General features: G+C 62.2%; 11 protein-coding genes and 5 tRNA genes. 7 read left to right on the top strand and 9 right to left on the bottom strand.

From position 1 onward, the window contains the following. Positions 1-51: 51 nt before the first annotated feature. From I5P96_RS10840 to I5P96_RS10855, 4 genes are all read right to left on the bottom strand, one after another. On the bottom strand, positions 52-1,473 hold the full coding sequence (locus tag I5P96_RS10840; RefSeq protein WP_097792784.1) for a glycine--tRNA ligase: 1,422 nt from the start codon (positions 1,471-1,473) through the stop codon (positions 52-54). Between the two features lie 155 nt (positions 1,474-1,628). After that, positions 1,629-2,114 (bottom strand): 23S rRNA (pseudouridine(1915)-N(3))-methyltransferase RlmH, encoded by a 486-nt coding sequence (gene rlmH / locus I5P96_RS10845; RefSeq protein WP_223382068.1) that lies wholly within the window; start codon positions 2,112-2,114, stop codon positions 1,629-1,631. 13 nt (positions 2,115-2,127) lie between these two features. Further along, positions 2,128-4,377, bottom strand: a complete 2,250-nt coding sequence (locus I5P96_RS10850) for a DNA gyrase subunit A (RefSeq protein ID WP_223382070.1) — start codon at positions 4,375-4,377, stop codon at positions 2,128-2,130. 95 nt (positions 4,378-4,472) lie between these two features. Next, a complete protein-coding gene (locus I5P96_RS10855; RefSeq protein ID WP_118551511.1) occupies positions 4,473-6,464 on the bottom strand; it encodes a type IIA DNA topoisomerase subunit B in 1,992 nt (663 codons plus the stop codon). 272 nt (positions 6,465-6,736) lie between these two features. Here I5P96_RS10855 and I5P96_RS10860 point away from each other — a divergent pair. The 6 genes from I5P96_RS10860 (at position 6,737) to recG (ending at position 9,417) form a co-directional block, all read left to right on the top strand. Continuing rightward, a tRNA-Phe gene (locus I5P96_RS10860) sits at positions 6,737-6,812 on the top strand. A gap of 36 nt (positions 6,813-6,848) precedes the next feature. Further along, positions 6,849-6,924: transfer RNA gene (locus I5P96_RS10865), tRNA-Gly, on the top strand. Between the two features lie 29 nt (positions 6,925-6,953). Beyond that, positions 6,954-7,027, top strand: a tRNA-Asp gene (locus tag I5P96_RS10870). Positions 7,028-7,064: 37 nt separating this feature from the next. Then, positions 7,065-7,140: transfer RNA gene (locus tag I5P96_RS10875), tRNA-Gly, on the top strand. 28 nt (positions 7,141-7,168) lie between these two features. Continuing rightward, a tRNA-Cys gene (locus I5P96_RS10880) sits at positions 7,169-7,243 on the top strand. Positions 7,244-7,347: 104 nt separating this feature from the next. Continuing rightward, positions 7,348-9,417, top strand: a complete 2,070-nt coding sequence (gene recG, locus I5P96_RS10885; RefSeq protein WP_223382072.1) for an ATP-dependent DNA helicase RecG — start codon at positions 7,348-7,350, stop codon at positions 9,415-9,417. 54 nt (positions 9,418-9,471) lie between these two features. On the opposite strand, the gene I5P96_RS10890 is transcribed toward recG, so the two are convergent. Continuing rightward, positions 9,472-10,137 carry a metallophosphoesterase gene (locus I5P96_RS10890; protein WP_223382074.1) on the bottom strand — a complete coding sequence of 222 codons (666 nt, stop codon included), beginning with the start codon at positions 10,135-10,137 and terminating at the stop codon, positions 9,472-9,474. 163 nt (positions 10,138-10,300) lie between these two features. Between I5P96_RS10890 and I5P96_RS10895 the strand changes: the two genes are divergently transcribed. Beyond that, on the top strand, positions 10,301-11,641 hold the full coding sequence (locus I5P96_RS10895) for a D-alanyl-D-alanine carboxypeptidase family protein (protein WP_223382076.1): 1,341 nt from the start codon (positions 10,301-10,303) through the stop codon (positions 11,639-11,641). 44 nt (positions 11,642-11,685) lie between these two features. On the opposite strand, the gene I5P96_RS10900 is transcribed toward I5P96_RS10895, so the two are convergent. The 4 genes from I5P96_RS10900 to atpD all read right to left on the bottom strand — a co-directional run bounded on the left by I5P96_RS10900 (position 11,686) and on the right by atpD (position 16,983). Beyond that, positions 11,686-12,378: a peptidoglycan-binding domain-containing protein gene (locus I5P96_RS10900; protein WP_223382078.1), complete on the bottom strand. Its 693-nt coding sequence runs from the start codon at positions 12,376-12,378 to the stop codon at positions 11,686-11,688. 4 nt (positions 12,379-12,382) lie between these two features. Next, a complete protein-coding gene (locus I5P96_RS10905) occupies positions 12,383-14,986 on the bottom strand; it encodes a peptidoglycan-binding protein (protein WP_223382080.1) in 2,604 nt (867 codons plus the stop codon). Between the two features lie 177 nt (positions 14,987-15,163). Next, complete coding sequence (gene atpC / locus I5P96_RS10910) at positions 15,164-15,571, bottom strand: ATP synthase F1 subunit epsilon (RefSeq protein WP_207685596.1); 408 nt, start codon at positions 15,569-15,571, stop codon at positions 15,164-15,166. After that, on the bottom strand, positions 15,571-16,983 hold the full coding sequence (gene atpD, locus I5P96_RS10915; protein WP_118551495.1) for a F0F1 ATP synthase subunit beta: 1,413 nt from the start codon (positions 16,981-16,983) through the stop codon (positions 15,571-15,573). Before atpD ends, atpC begins: the two co-directional genes overlap by 1 nt. Positions 16,984-17,127: the final 144 nt, after the last annotated feature.

A 17,127-nucleotide genomic window follows, 5' to 3' on the forward strand; every position in this document is an offset into this window, starting at 1 on the left:
GCCGAAATTGCAACGGCGGGGCTGATTTTATCGCTCTGAAATCAAAAAAACTCAGAACTCGATCTTGCTCTCGATGTAGCTCTTCAGCTCAGAGATGGGCATACGGACCTGCTCCATGGTGTCGCGGTCGCGGACGGTGACGCAGTTATCTGCTGCGATGCCCTTGGCCTCGTCGCCGACGGTGTCAAAGTCCACGGTGATGCAGTACGGGGTGCCGATCTCATCCTCACGGCGGTAACGCTTGCCGATGGAACCGGTATCGTCGTAATCGACCATAAAGTACTTGCTCAGCTCGTTGCGGATCTCCATTGCCTTGTCGCCCAGCTTCTTGCTCAGGGGCAGGACAGCGCACTTGTAGGGAGCCAGCGCCGGATGCAGGTGCAGGACGGTGCGGACGTCCTCCTTGCCCTTGGCATCCACGAGGTGCTCTTCGTCGTAGGCCTCGCACAGGAAGGCCAGCGCCACACGGTCACAGCCCAGAGACGGCTCGATGACGTAGGGGATGTAGTGCTCGTTGGTCTCGCTGTCGAAGTACTCCAGGCTCTTGCCGGAAGCCTCCTGATGGCGGCTCAGGTCGTAGTTGGTGCGGTCGGCAATGCCCCACAGCTCGCCCCAGTCGGTGAACGGGAAGGCATATTCGATATCGGTGGTGGCACGGCTGTAGAAAGCCAGCTCTGCGGGCTCGTGGTCACGCAGGCGCAGGTGCTCCTTCTGGATGCCCAGGCTCAGCAGCCAGTTCTCGCAGTAATCCTTCCAGTAAGCGAACCACTCCAGGTCGGTGCCCGGCTTGCAGAAGAACTCGCACTCCATCTGCTCGAACTCACGGGTGCGGAAGGTGAAGTTGCCCGGCGTGATCTCGTTGCGGAAAGCCTTGCCGACCTGGCAGACGCCGAAGGGCAGCTTGCGGCGGGTGGTGCGCTGGATGTTGGCAAAGTTGACGAAGATGCCCTGTGCGGTCTCCGGGCGGAGGTAGCAGGTCGAAGAGCTGTCCTCGGTGACGCCGATGGCCGTCTTGAACATCAGGTTGAACTTGCGGATGGGGGTGAAGTCATGCTTGCCGCAGACGGGGCAGACGATATCCTCGTGCTCGGCGATGAACTGGTCCATCTCGTCAAAGCTCATGGCATCGACGTTCACTTCGGGGTGCTCGTCGCCGATGAGCTTGTCGGCGCGGTGGCGCGCCTTGCAGGCGCGGCAGTCCAGCAGCGGGTCCGAGAAACCCGCCACGTGACCGGTGGTGATCCAGGTCTGCGGATTCATGATGATGGCTGCATCCAGGCCCACGTTGTAGGGGCTCTCCTGCACGAACTTCTTCAGCCATGCTTTCTTGACGTTGTTCTTGAACTCGACGCCCAGCGGGCCGTAATCCCAGCTGTTGGCAAGACCGCCATAGATCTCCGAACCGGGGAACACGTAACCACGGTTCTTGCAGAGGTTGACGATCATATCAAGGGTCTTTTCGCTCTGTTCCATTGTAATAACATCCTTTCCGTCCGCGGCTGGCTTGCCGTGTCGTGTGTTGTATTGCGGCAGCCTTCCCAACTGCCGTATATCTTTATGCTACCATGTTTTGCCCGCTCCGTCAATGCTTTGCGCCCCCAAACATGGGGGCCGGGCGCTGCGGGCCGTTACTTGTGGTATTTCATGCCCGCATTGATGGTGCAGGCGCGGTAGAGCTGTTCCGTCAGCACCAGACGGGCCAGCTGGTGGGGCATCGTGATGCGGCCCATACTGAATTTGAGCGCCGCCGCCCGCTTGACCTCCTCGGCCAGCCCGTGGGACGAGCCGATGACGAAGGCCACATCCCCTGCCCCGCTGCCTGCGCGGTCGGCCAGAAAGCGGGCCAGCTCCTCCGAGGAGATCTGTCTGCCCTCAATGCACAGGGCCACGATGGCTGCGCCTTTGCGGACGTTCGAGAGGATGGCTTTTCCTTCCTTTTCCAGCGCCTTTTTCACCACCGCATCGGAGGCGTTCTTCTCCTCGATCTTTTCTTCCGGCAGCTCGATGATCCGGAAAGACGCAAAGGCCGCCAGACGCTTCTGGTACTCGGCCACGCCCTCTGCAAAGTATTTTGCATTGAGCTTGCCCACACAGATCAGGTCGATATTTTGCATAGCGTCGTCTCCTTTACAGAAGCGTCAGCTGCTCGCCTTCGTCCTCGGCGCGGATGAGGGCACCGGTGGCGGGCAGGCTGCGGACGCGGTAGCGGTGGGGGTTGGCCAGTTCCAGCGTCTCCGCCGGGACGACCGACGCGATGTGCTGGTTCTTCTTCAGGGTGACGACCGCCACGCCCTGACTGTCGCGGGTGGCCTTGGCGCTGATCTGCGCTGTGCCCACCAGCAGCATCCGGCCCGCGCTGGTGCGGATGGCAAGTTCCGTCTCTTCGGGCAGGAAGACCATCTTCGCCAGCGTTTCCTTGTCGCAGTAGGCCTTGAGCAGCTTGCGGCGGTTCAGCTTGGTGGCGTAGGAATTCAGCGGGATCTTGGCGCACTTGCCGCTCGCAAAGAAGAAGAGCATGAAGCCGGAATAATCGCTCGTGATGACCATGGCCAGAACGTTCTCGCCCTCGTCCATGCCCAGACGGCCCGGAATAAAAATGCCCATCTGCGCCACTTTTCCGTCTTCCAGCTCGTTCAGACGCACCTTGTACACCTGCTGCCGGTCGGTGAAGAAGAGCGCTTCCACGTTGTTGCGGGTCTCCACCTGCTGGATGATCTCGTCGCCCTCCTTGAGCTTGTGGGCACCGGCGGTGCGCAGGCTCTGGGGCGGGATCTTTTTCAGATAGCCCTCGCGGGTGAAGAAGACCGTGACCGGATAATCCGGGATGACCTCTTCCTCGGTGCCGCTCTCCTCCTCCGGCAGGTCGTACAAAATCTCGCTGCGGCGGGGCTGGGCGTACTTTTTGGCAACATCCGTCAGCTCTTTGATGATGATCTTCCGGATGCGGGCGGGCTTTGCCAGAATGTCGTTCAGGTCGGCGATGTCCTTCTCCAGCTGCTCGATCTCCCCGGTGCGCTTGAGGATGTACTCCCGGTTCAGGTGGCGCAGCTTGATCTCGGCCACATAGTCGGCCTGCACCTCGTCGATGCCGAAGCCGATCATCAGGTTGGGCACGACCTCGGTCTCCTCCTCGGTGGTGCGGATGATGTGGATGGCCTTGTCGATGTCCAGCAGGATGGCGGCCAGACCCTGAAGCAGGTGCAGGCGCTTTTCCTTGCCGTGAAGGTCGAAGAAGGTACGGCGGCGGACGCATTCCATCCGGAACGCCGTCCACTCGTTCAAGATTTCCCGCACACCCATGACCTTCGGCTGGCCGGAGACCAGAACGTTGAAGTTGGCGCTGAAGCTGTCTTCCAGCGGGGTGGTCTTGAACAGCTTGGCCATCAGCTTCTCGGCGTCCACGCCGCGCTTGAGGTCGAGGGTCAGCTTGAGGCCGTTCAGGTCGGTCTCATCGCGCATGTCGCTGATCTCTTTGATCTTTCCGGCCTTGACCAGCTCGGCGATCTTGTCCATGATAGCTTCCACCGTCGTGGTGGGCGGGATCTGGGTGATCTCCAGCATGTTCTCGCCGGGCACCACATTATAACGGGCACGGACCCGGACGCTGCCGCGGCCGTTCTCGTAGATCTCCCGCATCTGGGCTTCGTCGTACAGGATCTGGCCGCCGCCCACGAAATCCGGGGCCGGCATCGTGGTGGAGATGTCATGCCGGGGGTCCTTCATCAGGGCGATGGTGGTGTTGCACAGCTCCGCCAGATTGAACGAGCAGATATTGCAGGCCATGCCGACGGCGATGCCCAGTGTGTTGTTGGCCAGGATGGTGGGGAACGTGACCGGCAGAAGGGTCGGCTCGGTGGTGGTGCCGTCGTAGTTGGGGACGAAATCGACCGTCTCCCGGTCGATGTCCCGGAACAGCTCCTCGCAGACGCCTTCGAGCTTGGCCTCGGTGTAACGGGCCGCTGCACAGGACATATCCCGGCTGTAGGCCTTGCCGAAGTTGCCCTTGCTGTCCACATAGGGCACCAGCAGGCTCTCGTTGCCCCGGCCCATGCGGACCATGGTGTCGTAGATGGCAGCATCGCCGTGGGGGTTCAGGTGCATGGTGCTGCCCACGATGTTGGCGGATTTGGTGCGGGCCCCCTTGAGCAGGCCCATGCCGTACATCGTGTACAGCAGTTTGCGGTGGGCGGGTTTGAAGCCGTCGATCTCCGGCAGAGCGCGGGAGACGATGACGCTCATCGCATAGGGCATATAGTTGGTCTCCAGCGTGCGGGTGATGGGGTCTTCCAGCACACTGCCCGCATTCAGGATCTCAACGCCGTCGCCCAGCTGCGGGCGGACCGGCTTGAGTGCTTTCTTTGTTGTTCGTTTTGCCATTCTTCTTTTATCCTCTAAATAAACCTCTCAGCCTCGCTCACGCTCGACAGCTCTCCTGTCAGGAGCAGCGGCACTGCGCAGCATGGACGGAGCGGTCAAGACACATCCAGATCGTCCAGATACTCTGCGCCGTGCTCTGCGATATGCTCCTTGCGTCCGGCGAGGTTGTCGCCCAGCAGCAGGTCGAACACGCGGGCGGTCTCCTCCACATCGGTGGGCAGCACCTTGATGAGGCGGCGGCTCTCCGGGTTCATGGTGGTCAGCCACATCATCTCCGGGTCGTTCTCACCCAGACCTTTCGAACGCTGGATGGTATATTTCTTCTCGCCGATCTCCTTCAGGAACGCCGCCTTCTCCGGCTCGGTGTAGGCGAAATAGGTGCGGTCTTTGGTGGTGATCTCGTACAGCGGCGACTCCGCGATGTAGACATAGCCCTCGTTGATGAGGGTGGGCGTCAGGCGGTAGAGCATGGTCAGCACCAGGGTGCGGATCTGGTAGCCGTCCACATCGGCATCGGTACAGATGACGATCTTGTTGTACCGCAGGTTGTCCAGATTGAAGGTCGCCAGCTCCTTGTTGTGCTTGCCGCCCAGCTCGACGCCGCAGCCCATCACCTTGATGAGGTCCACGATGATGTCCGACTTGAAGATGCGGGCATAGTCGGCCTTAAGGCAGTTCAGGATCTTGCCGCGGATGGGCATGATGGCCTGATACTCGCTGTCGCGGCTCTGCTTGACGGCACCCATAGCCGAATCGCCCTCGACGATATACAGCTCGCGGCGGGAAGCATCCTTAGTGCGGCAGTCCACGAACTTCTGCACCCGGTTGGCGAGGTCGATCTGGGTGGAGAGCGTCTTTTTGATGCTCTGGCGCGTCTTTTCGGCATGTTCCCGGCTCTGCTTGTTGACCAGGACCTGCTGGCAGATCTTCTGGGCTTCCTCCGGCTTTTCGAGGAAGTAGACTTCCAGATAGTGCTTCAGGAAATCCGTCATCGCCTGCGAGACGAATTTGTTGGTGATGGCCTTCTTGGTCTGGTTCTCGTAGCTGGTGCGGGTGGAGAAGCTGGACGAGACATAGACCAGGCAGTCCTGCACATCCTGAAAGCTGATGGCGCTCTCGCCCTTCTTATAAAGATTCTTGTCCTTCAGGTACTTGTTGATCTGGTAGACGAAGGCCGTGCGCACCGCGTGTTCGGGGCTGCCGCCGTGCTCCAGCCAGGAGGAGTTGTGGTAGTATTCCAGCAGCTGCACCTTATTGGAGAAGCAGAAGGCCGCGCTCATCTTTACCTTATATTCCGGCTGGTCCTCGCGGTCGCGGCCGGTGGCCTCGCTCTCGCAGCTGAACACCGGGGTCAGGGTGTCCTCGCCCGCCGTCTCGGCCACGTAGTCGGCGATGCCGTGCTCGTAGCACCAGCTCTCCTTCCAGGCCTTGCCGGTGGCGGGGTCCTTCTCCTTTTCGTCGGTGAAGTTCAGGGTCAACCCCGCGTTGACGACGGCCTGACGGCGCAGCACATCCTTGTAATAGCTGCCGGGCACGTCGATGTCGGTGAAGACCTCGTCGTCCGGCTTCCAGTGGATGATGCTTCCGGTGCGGCGGCCCTTATAAGGTTCTTTTTGCAGGCCGCCGACGTTCTCGCCCTTTTTGAAGTCCAGATGATAATGATAGCCGTCGCGGTAGATGTCGGCTGTCATCCAGGCAGACGAATACTGGGTGGCGCACAGGCCCAGACCGTTCAGGCCCAGGCTGAACTCGTAGTTGTCCTCGCCCTCGCCGTATTTGCCGCCTGCATACATCTCGCAGAACAGCAGCTCCCAGTTGTAGCGGCCCTCGCCGTTGTTCCAGTCCACGGGCATGCCGCGGCCAAAGTCCTCGACGATGACGCTGCCGTCCTTGCAGCGGGTCACGTTGATGGTGTCGCCGTGGCCGTCGCGGGCCTCGTCGATGGAGTTGGAGACGATCTCAAAGATCGAATGGGCGCAGCCCTCCACACCGTCCGAGCCAAAGATGACCGCCGGGCGCTTGCGGACGCGGTCCGCACCCTTTAATGAAGTAATGCTCTCGTTACCGTATTCCTGTTTTCTTGCCATGTTCACCCTCCCGGTCTGCACGGATACGCCCCGTACCCTTTGCCGGCCGAATCGTTTTCTAGTTTTCTATTAAACCATAGGTTGTTGTCAATGTCAATTTTGCGTTTCATCCCCCGCCGTCGGCCCGGCCCGGCCGGAGAGCATCAAAAATCCACTTCTATTATTTATCGTCCGGACGCATTTTTCAAGAAAAGTCTGATTTTTTTCGAAAAAATTTGCATTTTCCTCTTTACAAATCCAGAATTTCGGGTATAATAATCATCGTCCGGTGCGCCTCTGTAGCTCAGTCGGTAGAGCAGGGGACTGAAAATCCCCGTGTCATTGGTTCGATTCCGATCGGAGGCACCACCTTTCAGAAGAACAGAGATCTGTTCTTCCGAATATGCGGCCGTAGCTCATCTGGTAGAGCGCCACCTTGCCAAGGTGGAGGTAGCGAGTTCGAGCCTCGTCGGCCGCTCCATAACGGAGTGGAAATATCCGCTCCAATATGGCCCGGTAGCTCAGTTGGTTAGAGCACCAGCCTGTCACGCTGGGGGTCGTCGGTTCGAGCCCGATCCGGGTCGCTCATCCTAATGGTGCAGGGACAAATGCACCGAATATGCGGCCGTAGCTCATCTGGTAGAGCGCCACCTTGCCAAGGTGGAGGTAGCGAGTTCGAGCCTCGTCGGCCGCTCCAAATGGAGTGGAAATATTCACTCCAATATGGTGACGTGGCCAAGTGGTAAGGCAAGGGTCTGCAAAACCCTCATCCACCAGTTCAAATCTGGTCGTCACCTCCAAAAGATTCCCGAACGTGAAAGCGTTCGGGATTTTTTTGTTTTGTTGCATCCTCCCCTTCCCCGTGTTACAATAGCGGTATCCTGTGCAGAAAGGAGCGTATGCCATGCCCGCTCAAACCACCGAGACCCACACCACCCTGACCCCCGATACGCCGGTGCGGTATCTGAAAGGCGTCGGCCCCAAGACCGCCGAGCGGTTCGAGAAGCTGGGCATCGTGACGCTGGCGGACCTGCTCTGCCACTATCCGCGCAGATATATGGATTTTTCAAAGCCCTACTCCATTGCCGAGGCACCTTGCGACACCGAGTGCGTCGTGAAGGCCGAGGTGTTCGCCAAGCCCGGCGGACGCATCCTGCCCGGCGGGCGGCGGATGGAGCGGATCACGGCGGGGGACGATGTTTCCAGCCTGGAGATCACCTGGTTCAACAACCCCTACGCCGCCCAGAAGCTGGAACTGGGGCAGGCATATTATTTTCAGGGCATCGTGACCGGCGGGATGCTCCGCCGCCAGATGGTCAACCCGCAGGTGCGCACCGAGGCGCAGATCACCGCCGCCCCCTTCGAGGCCGTCTACCCCCAGACCGATGGGCTTTCGAGCAGCGTCATCGCCCGGTGTGTCCGCCAGCTGCTCCCCCATGCCGAGCTTCTGCCCGACCCGCTGCCGCCGGAGATGCGCCAGAAATACCGCCTGCTCTCCAAGGCAGAGGCCGTGCGGGCCATCCACTGCCCGGAGAGCGAGGAGGCCGCCTTTGCGGCCCGGCGGCGGCTCATCTACGAAGAACTGCTCATTTTGCAGCTGGGCATCGGCCGGATGAAGAACCGGGACAGCGCCGCCACCGGGGCACCGATGCAGCTTCTCGACCCGCAGCCGTTCTGGGACGCGCTGCCCTTCGCCCCCACCGGGGCCCAGCGGCGGGCTGTGACGGAGATCCTGACCGACATGGCGGGCGGGCAGTCCATGAACCGCCTGCTGCAGGGCGATGTGGGCAGCGGCAAAACGCTGGTGGCGGCAGCCGCCATCTGGGCCTGCATCCGCAGCGGCTATCAGGCAGCACTGCTGGCCCCCACTGAGATTCTGGCTTCCCAGCATGCCGAGAACCTGAACCGGATGCTGGCCCCGTTCGGGATGCGGGTCGCTCTGCTGACCGGCGGCATGAAAGCCGCCGCCCGCCGCACCACGCTGGCCGCCATCCGGAACGACGAAGCCGACCTCGTGGTGGGCACCCACGCCATCCTCAGCGAGGGAGTCGCCTTTGCCCGGCTGGGTCTGGCCGTGGTGGACGAACAGCACCGCTTCGGGGTGCGGCAGCGGGGCCTGCTGGCCGAAAAAGCCGAGAACCCCCACCTGCTGGTCATGAGCGCCACGCCCATCCCCCGCACGCTGGGGCTGCTCCTCTACGGCGACCTCGACATCTCGATCCTCGACGAACTGCCGCCGGGCCGCAAGCCGGTCAAGACCCGGTGCATCACCGGGAAGAAACGGCGGGACCTCTACGGCTTTCTGGACCGGGAGATCAACGCCGGGCGGCAGGTGTATATCGTCTGCCCCGCCATTGAGGACACCCCCGACGGCGGGCTGAACGCCGTGAAGACCTACTACGAAGACATCGCCAAGGCGCTGCTGCCCGACCGCCGGGTCGGCCTGATGCACGGCAAGCTCAAGCCAAAAGAAAAAGCCGCCGTCATGGAGGACTTCAAGGCCGGGCAGTTGGACGCGCTGGTCTCCACCACCGTCATCGAAGTCGGTGTGGACGTGCCGAACGCAACGGTCATGGTCATCGAGAACGCCGAGCGCTACGGCCTGAGCGCTTTGCACCAGCTGCGCGGCCGGGTGGGCCGCGGTGCGGCGGAGAGCTGGTGCTTCCTCGTCAGCGACAACACGAGCGAGCCAGTCCAGAAGCGGCTCAAATTCCTCTGCTCCACGGCAGACGGCTTCGCCGTGGCGCAGTACGATCTGGAAACGCGCGGCCCCGGCGACTTTTTCGGGAGCCGCCAGCACGGCCTGCCCACCCTCCAGATCGCCGACCTGATGAACGACACCCGCACCCTCCACGCCGCGCAGAGCGAAGCCGCCACCCTGCTGGCCGAAGACCCGCTCCTCACCGCACCAGACCACGCACTTCTGGCCGCGCAGGTCGAGCAGATGTTCGAAAAAGCCGGTGCGATGAACTGAATCAGCAGCGAGGGGCAGGCCAAAAGCGGCCTGCCCCTCGTTTTCTATATTCTATTATTTCATGGGAATGATCTCGCAGAAAACGCACCGGCTCTTGGTGGAAAGGGCCACATCCTTGTGGTAGCAGCCAAAGAACCATTTTTCGTAGTGCAGCTTCAGCAGGATCTTATCGAGGAAGAGGTGCAGCCGGTTCGACTCGCCCAGCGCCAGCGCAGTAAAATCCAGGAACCTGCTTGGGGCGTCGTGGGTCAGCACATAATCTACCTGCCAGCCGTTTTCTTCCAGCGTCTTTTCGCAGCGGGCATATTCCTCATCCGAGGGCATCTCCTGCGGCCACCAGTTGACCCCAGGCTCCCGTTCCTCTTTGTCCTGACTTTCGGCCCCGCCGAAGCAGAGATATTTTTTGTCCTCCAGCGTCAGCACACTGCCCCGGCAGACATGATAGACATTGCCGCCCAGCGCCTGGACCGTTCCACCGAACCGCTCCTCGGTCGGGTACTGGGCCAGCAGGTCGTAGTTCTCATGGCAGCCATCCAGAAACAGCAGCGTGTAGGGGCGTTTGCGCAGCCAATCCAGCTTTTTCTGTTCCTCCTTGCTGCCGTCCCACACGAACCCGAAATCGCCCAGCACCACCACGGTATCCCGCCTGCTCAGCCAGCGGAGCCTGCCGTGCCTGAACCGGTCGATGTCGCCGTGGGTGTCTCCCGTCAGATATACCATTCGTTTCCTCCCGCCCTGTGTGAAAGCTGTAAAAGCCCTTGTCTCCGCAGGGCAAACCTGTTATTATAAAAGAATGAAGCTCCGGCTTCTTCCTGTTGTCCTATCCGGCCGCATCCTGCGCTCCGGTCTCTCTATTTTATCGCTTTTTGAAGGAATTGTCCACATGAAACGTATTTTTGCCCTCTTTTTGTCTCTGGCGGTCCTGTTCAGCTGTTTGGCTGTGACGGCAGGCGCCATGTTCGACCCCAGCCCCGTCTACGAGGTGCAGGCCAGGAGCGCCTACATCGTGAACACCGACACCAACATCATCGTCTACGACAAGGACAGCCAGAAGCAGGTGCCGGCCGGCGGCCTGACGAAATACATGACCATCGCTCTGGTGATGACCAACTACGCCGACCAGCTCGACAACACCTTTACCATGCCGTTCGCCATCTCGGATTACGTCCACAACTCCGACAACGCAGACATGCGCTCCGGCGAGACCTTCACCTACCGGGAAGCGCTCTACGCCATGGTGACACGGAACGCCAACGAGGCCGCGATGGGCCTGGCGTACGAGCTTTCCGGCGGAGACCTGACCGGGTGGGTGAGCCAGATGAACACCCTGTCCCAGCGCATCGGCACGACGGGCAGCACCTGGACCGATGCCTGCGGCCTGGACAGCGGCAATACCACCACCGCCGTGGACATGTACCTCATCCTGCGCTACCTGATGAGCTTTGATGCCTTCCGGGAGATCTCCAGCGCCCCGACCTTCACGATGCCCGCCAAGGAAAAACACGCCAAGAGCTTCGTTCTGGTCAGCCAGAACGTGGCCCTGAACAAAACGAGCGGCGGCAAGTTCTACCGCAGCGCGATGCAGGGCGGCATCTGCGACGTGATGGCCTACAAGAACGACAACGGCGACCAGAGCTATGTCTCCTGGGCCAACAAGAACGGCGCGACCTATATCTTCTGCATCATGCAGAGCCCCGACACCTGCGACGATTACGGCTACGCGAACCGCCGCCCGGCCCTGTGTGAGACGACCAAGCTCATCGACTGGGTGTTCGACAGCTTCTCCATCCAGGCCGCGCTGGACACCGACCAGGCTCTGGCCGAGATCCCGGTGAAGTATTCATCCGACACTGACACGCTGCAGCTTTACCCCGACGACAACATGATGACCCTGCTGCCCTCTTCCGGCGACGGCACCGTCACCCAGAAATACTTCCATCTGCCCGATTACGCCGCCGCCCCCATCCATCAGGGCGACGTCATCGGCACGGTGGAGCTCAAGCTGGCCGGTGAGACCATCGGTGTGGTCAACCTCATCGCCGGGCAGGATGTCCGCCAGAACGCCCTGCTCTTCACCGTCTCGAAGGTGCAGGACTTTTTCCACAGCCTCTACCTGAAGGTCGTGATCGTCATGAGCCTGCTCGCCCTCGCCATCTATGGCCTGTGGTGGCTGCTCAATGTCTGGCATGGCCGCAGACCGACCAAAAAGATCCACCGCCGCTGACAGACGAGGGCAGGAACCAGACCGGTTCCTGCCCTCGTTTTCGTTCAGTCGATCGTCGTTTTGGTCCGGCCCACGCCGATGACGGCTGTGGTGATCTTTTTCCAGGTATTGCAGCCGCAGACGCCGTCCACCGCGAGGCTGGTGCGGCGCTGATAGCCCCGGAGCGCCTCTTCCGTCCGGGTGCCGAACAGGCCGTCGATGCGGTTCCCGGTCTGGTAGCCCAGCGTCGAGAGGGCGTCCTGCAGGATCATCACATAGCAGCCCCGGCTCCCCCGCCGCAGGGTGGGGAAGCCCGCTGTGGTACCGCGGCACGCGGGAGTGCCGTAGCGGCGGTCGAAGTGGACCCAGGTGGGCGTCTGGCTCAGCGGCTCCACGTAGCCCCACGCCCCGGTCGCGCGGGCGGCCCTGTAGATGGCCGTGCGCTGGGTCCGGCTGAGGCTCTGGCCCACATCAAAGGCCACCCCCGCATAGTGCTGGCTGCGGGTGCCGTGGCCGCCCTCCCAGATGCGGCGGAACGCATACCCCACCGGGATGCCGCGGCCGTACGTGCGGCGGGTCAGGTTCCAGGCCTCCATCGCCGCGATGGTGGTCCAGAGCACCGGGCTGTTCGATCTGCCCCGGAACTCCCGCAGGGTCAGGGTCCGGCCGGTGCTGTAGGGCATGGGGTCGTTCTCGCTCAGGCTGTTATAGGTGTAGACCTTGTTTTCGTAGGCATCGTAAATAAGCAGCCGTGCCATGGGGTCATCCCTCCTCCAAATCACATGCGCAGCTCTGCGCCCGCAGTGCCGCCCAGGTCTCGCGGCCAACGGTGCCGGTCTGCTGCAGGCCCGCCCGCGCCTGCGCGGCCTTCACAGCCACCGTCTCCGCCGGGCCGAAGGACGCATTATCCCGCACGAAGCCCTCCCCGCAGCAGAGGTTCGCCCGGCCGTTGATCCACTGTTCGATTTGCATCACATCCGGGCCGACGCTCCCTTCCTTCATGGCACGGCCCGGATATGCCATCTCCCGTGCCGCATCCCGGTCGGGGTTGGGCATCCCGGTCGCTAATTGCAGGCTCAGCGCCTCCACCGCCGTCCAGGTCTCAGCGTCCGCGATGCCGGTCTCCGGCAGGCCGAGCAGCGCCTGGGCACTGCGGGTCGCAGCGGCAGTCTCCCCGGTGTAGCCGGTGGCCAGCGGCGGTGCCTCCACGCTCTCGAAGTAATAGGCGATCCGCCGCAGCAGGATGGTGTAATACAGCACGTCGCTGCCCTCGCTGCCCACCGTCAGCGGCTTACCGGGGTAGGGCAGCCGTTTCAGCGTGACCACCGGGCCGCTGCTGCGCAGAGCCGATGCCTTGCCGTAGAGCGACTCCCAGGTCGCCCGCCCCACGATGCCGTCCACCGTCAGCCCTGCAAACCGCTGGTAGGCCCGCACAGCGTTCTCGGTGGCTGCACCAAAACTGCCGTCGATGCCCACCGCCGGGATGCTGGATTCATAGGCGCTCAGGAGGTAGAGGTAGAATTGCAGTTCCCGCACCGCCGTGCCGCTGCTGCCCCGCCGGAGGATGCCCGGATACTCGCCGGGCCGCAGGCTGGACGACAGCAGTTTGTTGGCGATGTCGTTGTAGACCTCGTACAGCTTGTTCCAGGTGGTGCGGCCCACCACGCCGTCACTGGTCAATCCGAAGTAGGTCTGGAACCGCTTTACCGCCGCCGTGGTCGCCGCACCGAACTTTCCATCCACGGTGAGGTCGTTCAGTCTGGAATAGACGGTGTGGGCGATCTTGAGCCAGAACTGCACGAGCCGCACGTTCTGGCCGCTGGCCCCCTCCCGCAGAGCCGTGCCGGGGTAGGCGTTGGGGGTGCCGTTGTCCGACTGGATGCTCCGGAACTCGTTGTAGATGGCATTCCAGGTCTCGCGGCCCACCACACCGTCCACGGTCAGGCCGTACCGCCGCTGGAAGGCCCGCACCGCGCTGGCCGTGGACGCGCCGTAGCGGCCGTCCACCGCAAGGGACGGGATAGCAGATTCGTACTGCGCCAGCGTATTCAGCCAGAACTGCACCTGCTCCACCGCGCTGCCGGTGGAACCGGTGCGCAGGGCCGTGCCGCCCCAGCTGCCGTCCGACAGGGTGCCGCTGGAGGTCTCGCCCTCGCTGGTCAGTTCGGCAAGGTCCTTGACCGACACGTAGATATAGCTGATCTTATACCAGGTCTGCCGCCCCACCACGCCGTCGGCGGTCAGGTTGAACTGCCGCTGGAACGTCTTGACTGTGGACGCCATGCGGGGGCCGAAGACACCGTCCACGGTCAGCTTGCCGAAGAAGGGGTAATCCTTCGCGATGCGGTTCAGCTGCCGCTGCAGCGTGAACACCGCCGTGCCGGAATCGCCCTGCCGCAGCGGCGAGCCGGGGTAGCTCTGCGGGATGGCCTGGATGTTGTTGGTCCGGACGATCTCGATGTCGCTGCCGTAGTAGTATTTCAGGATCTGAAGCGGTGTTTTGCCCTGTTTTGCCAGCGTGACCGTGCCCCACTGCTTCAGGCCCGGACAGGTGACGGACTTGCCGTCGCAGTATTCGGAGTAGTAGGGATTGACCGTTCCGGTCTTCCGGAGATAGGTATTGAAGATGTCGTCCGTCAGCCGGACCATGACATCGAACACGGTCCGCCCGTGGACGTAATACTGGTCGTAGCTGGTGGAGTTGGTGATGTTGAAGCTGTAGCCCCGGCTGGGGTACCACTCGGTATAGATGCGGTTCAGCGCCAGCGAGATCTGGCAGTGGATGTTCGCCCGCAAGGCGCTCTCCGGCCAGGTCGGGTAGACTTCGCTGGACGCCACGTTGGCGATATACCTGCGGAACGAGACGGTCACGTTCCGGGCCGAAGCCGCCGGTTTGCCCAGATGGACCGTGATGTTCTTCGGGATGATGACCCGGTCCAGCACACGGGGCGCACACGGATCGGTGGGTGCTCTGCCGCTGCCCCCGCCGCCCGCAAACAGCGGGTGGGGCGGGATGACGATGGGCGGGTTCTCCACGTCCCGGTCCTCCTCCGTTTCGGGGATCATCTCCGGCTGGGCCAGCGTCACCTGCCCCGCAAAGACCTGGATGCCCTGGATGCGGACGGTGCGGTACCCCGCCTTCGAAGCCGTCAGGCTGCACACCGCATAGGGCAGACGGGTGGTATTGTCCTCCTCCAGTGAGAGGGCACAGTCCGGGGCGGTCAGGGTCACGTCCGCGGCATTGCCCTCGGCGTCGGTCATCCGGGCCGCGGTGAAGCCGTCGCCGACGATGTTCACCGTGACCCCCTCCACCGGTGCCGACTGCCGGGCCGCAAATGCCTGAATGCGCAGAATTCCAGTCGCCATAAACAAAAACTCCTTTGCCGAAATGTTCGCTTGGTTCACTCACAGCGTATTCGGCAAGGAGTCGGAAGGTGCATGAAACAAACGCCCCCTGCCCGTCCGGAGGCATAGGCTCCGGAACCGGGCAGGGGGCGTTCATTGTTTGTTGTATCTTGGAAGGGAAAAACGGAATGGCCTGATTTACCGCTTGTACTTTGCGGCGGTCTGCAGGCGCTGCATGGCACGGTCAAGAGCGATCTTGCTCTGGTAATACTCGTGCATGCTCTGCTTGTGCTGTAAGCGCTCTTCGGCGCGGATGCGGGCGGCCTCGGCGCGGTTGCGGTCGATGTCCTCCGGACGCTCGGCGCTGTCCACCAGCAGCAGAACGAAGGTGGGGGTCACTTCGGCAATGCCGTCGCCCACCAGTACATCACGGGTCTCCCCGTTCACGGTGAATTGCAGCATCCCCATGTGCAGGGCCACCAGCACCGGGCTGTGGCCGGCCTGCACACCATACACACCGTCGCCGGTGGGCAGGGTCAGGCTCTCACAATCGCCCTGATAAAACTCGCCGCTGGAAGCGGTGATGTTCAGCATGAACTTCTGCATCAGACGGCACCGCCCTTTTCCTCCGCGAGCTTCTCGGCGGCCTTCTGGCGGGCATCGTCCAGGGTGCCCACGTTGAAGAAGGCCCACTCCGGCAGATCATCGCACTGACCGTCCACGATGGCGGCAAAGCCCTTGACGGTCTCGGCCAGAGGCACATACTTGCCCTGCAGGCCGGTGAAGTTCTCGGCCACCGAGAACGGCTGGGACAGGAACTTCTGCAATTTACGGGCACGGGTGACGGTGAGCTTGTCTTCCTCGCTCAGTTCGTCCATGCCCAGGATGGCGATGATGTCCTGCAGCTCCTGATAGCGCTGCAGCGTTGCCTGCACCTTGCGGGCCACACGGTAATGCTCTTCGCCCACGATGTCGGCTTCGAGGATGCGGCTGGTGGAAGCCAGCGGGTCCACGGCGGGGTAGATGCCCTGCTCGACGATCTTACGGCTCAGAACGGTGGTGGCGTCCAGATGGGCGAAGGTGGTGGCGGGGGCCGGGTCGGTCAGGTCGTCGGCGGGGACGTAGACGGCCTGCACCGAGGTGATGGAGCCGTCGCGGGTGGAGGTGATGCGCTCCTGCAGAGCGCCCAGCTCGTTGGCCAGCGTGGGCTGATAGCCGACGGCCGAAGGCATACGGCCCATCAGAGCGGAGACCTCCGAACCTGCCTGCACGAAACGGAAGATGTTGTCAATGAACAGCAGGACGTCCTTGTGGGTCTCCTCACGGAAATACTCGGCCATGGTCAGGCCGGTCTCGGCCACACGCATACGGGCTCCTGGGGGCTCGTTCATCTGGCCGAAGACCAGTGCGGTCTTGTTCAAAACACCGGAGGCGTTCATCTCGCCCCAGAGGTCGCAGCCCTCGCGGGAGCGCTCGCCGACGCCGGTGAAGATGGAGTAACCGCCGTGCTCGGTGGCAACATTGTGGATCAGCTCCTGGATCAGAACGGTCTTGCCGACACCGGCACCGCCGAACAGGCCGATCTTGCCGCCCTTGGCGTAGGGAGCCAGCAGGTCGATGACCTTGATGCCGGTCTCCAGGATCTCGGTTGCAGGTTTCTGCTCAGCAAAGCTGGGAGCCTTGCGGTGGATGGGCCAATGGGGCAGCTCGTCCACCGGGCCCTTGCCGTCGATGGGACGGCCCAGCGGGTCGAACATGCGTCCCAGGGTGCCCTCGCCCACCGGGGCGTTCAGGCCGTGGCCGGTGGCGGTGACCACCATCCCCTTGCCAAGACCCTCGCTGGCAGAAAGCATGATGCAGCGCACAGTCGTCTCGTTGACATGCTGCGCCACTTCCATCGTGCGCTCGGTGCCCTCAGCGGTCACCGTCAGCGCTTCCTGCAGGGCAGGCAGCTTGCCCTCGGTGAACTTGACGTCCACCACGGGGCCAGCTACGCGAATAATAGTTCCCTGTATCATACGATTGCCTCTTACTTACTGATTGTATAAACCCTCTCAGTCTCGCTTCGCTCGCCAGCTCCCCCAAAGGGGGAGCTTTTTCAAGTGATACGATTCTGCTCAAAACCTCGCCCTTCGGGAGAGGTGGCCGTGCGCCAGCACGGA

This window comes from Faecalibacterium prausnitzii (assembly GCF_019967995.1).
In the GTDB taxonomy this organism is placed as follows: domain Bacteria; phylum Bacillota; class Clostridia; order Oscillospirales; family Ruminococcaceae; genus Faecalibacterium; species Faecalibacterium prausnitzii_E.

What these genes read in the sequence shown, in the direction of transcription:
- atpC (WP_207685596.1), bottom strand. Translation starts at nt 15,571, where the DNA reads ATGCAGAAGTTCATGCTGAACATCACCGCTTCCAGCGGCGAGTTTTAT.
- I5P96_RS10850 (WP_223382070.1), bottom strand. Translation starts at nt 4,377, where the DNA reads ATGGCAAAACGAACAACAAAGAAAGCACTCAAGCCGGTCCGCCCGCAG.
- I5P96_RS10840 (WP_097792784.1), bottom strand. Translation starts at nt 1,473, where the DNA reads ATGGAACAGAGCGAAAAGACCCTTGATATGATCGTCAACCTCTGCAAG.
- rlmH (WP_223382068.1), bottom strand. Translation starts at nt 2,114, where the DNA reads ATGCAAAATATCGACCTGATCTGTGTGGGCAAGCTCAATGCAAAATAC.
- atpD (WP_118551495.1), bottom strand. Translation starts at nt 16,983, where the DNA reads ATGATACAGGGAACTATTATTCGCGTAGCTGGCCCCGTGGTGGACGTC.
- I5P96_RS10855 (WP_118551511.1), bottom strand. Translation starts at nt 6,464, where the DNA reads ATGGCAAGAAAACAGGAATACGGTAACGAGAGCATTACTTCATTAAAG.
- I5P96_RS10890 (WP_223382074.1), bottom strand. Translation starts at nt 10,137, where the DNA reads ATGGTATATCTGACGGGAGACACCCACGGCGACATCGACCGGTTCAGG.
- I5P96_RS10900 (WP_223382078.1), bottom strand. Translation starts at nt 12,378, where the DNA reads ATGGCACGGCTGCTTATTTACGATGCCTACGAAAACAAGGTCTACACC.
- I5P96_RS10895 (WP_223382076.1), top strand. Translation starts at nt 10,301, where the DNA reads ATGAAACGTATTTTTGCCCTCTTTTTGTCTCTGGCGGTCCTGTTCAGC.
- recG (WP_223382072.1), top strand. Translation starts at nt 7,348, where the DNA reads ATGCCCGCTCAAACCACCGAGACCCACACCACCCTGACCCCCGATACG.
- I5P96_RS10905 (WP_223382080.1), bottom strand. Translation starts at nt 14,986, where the DNA reads ATGGCGACTGGAATTCTGCGCATTCAGGCATTTGCGGCCCGGCAGTCG.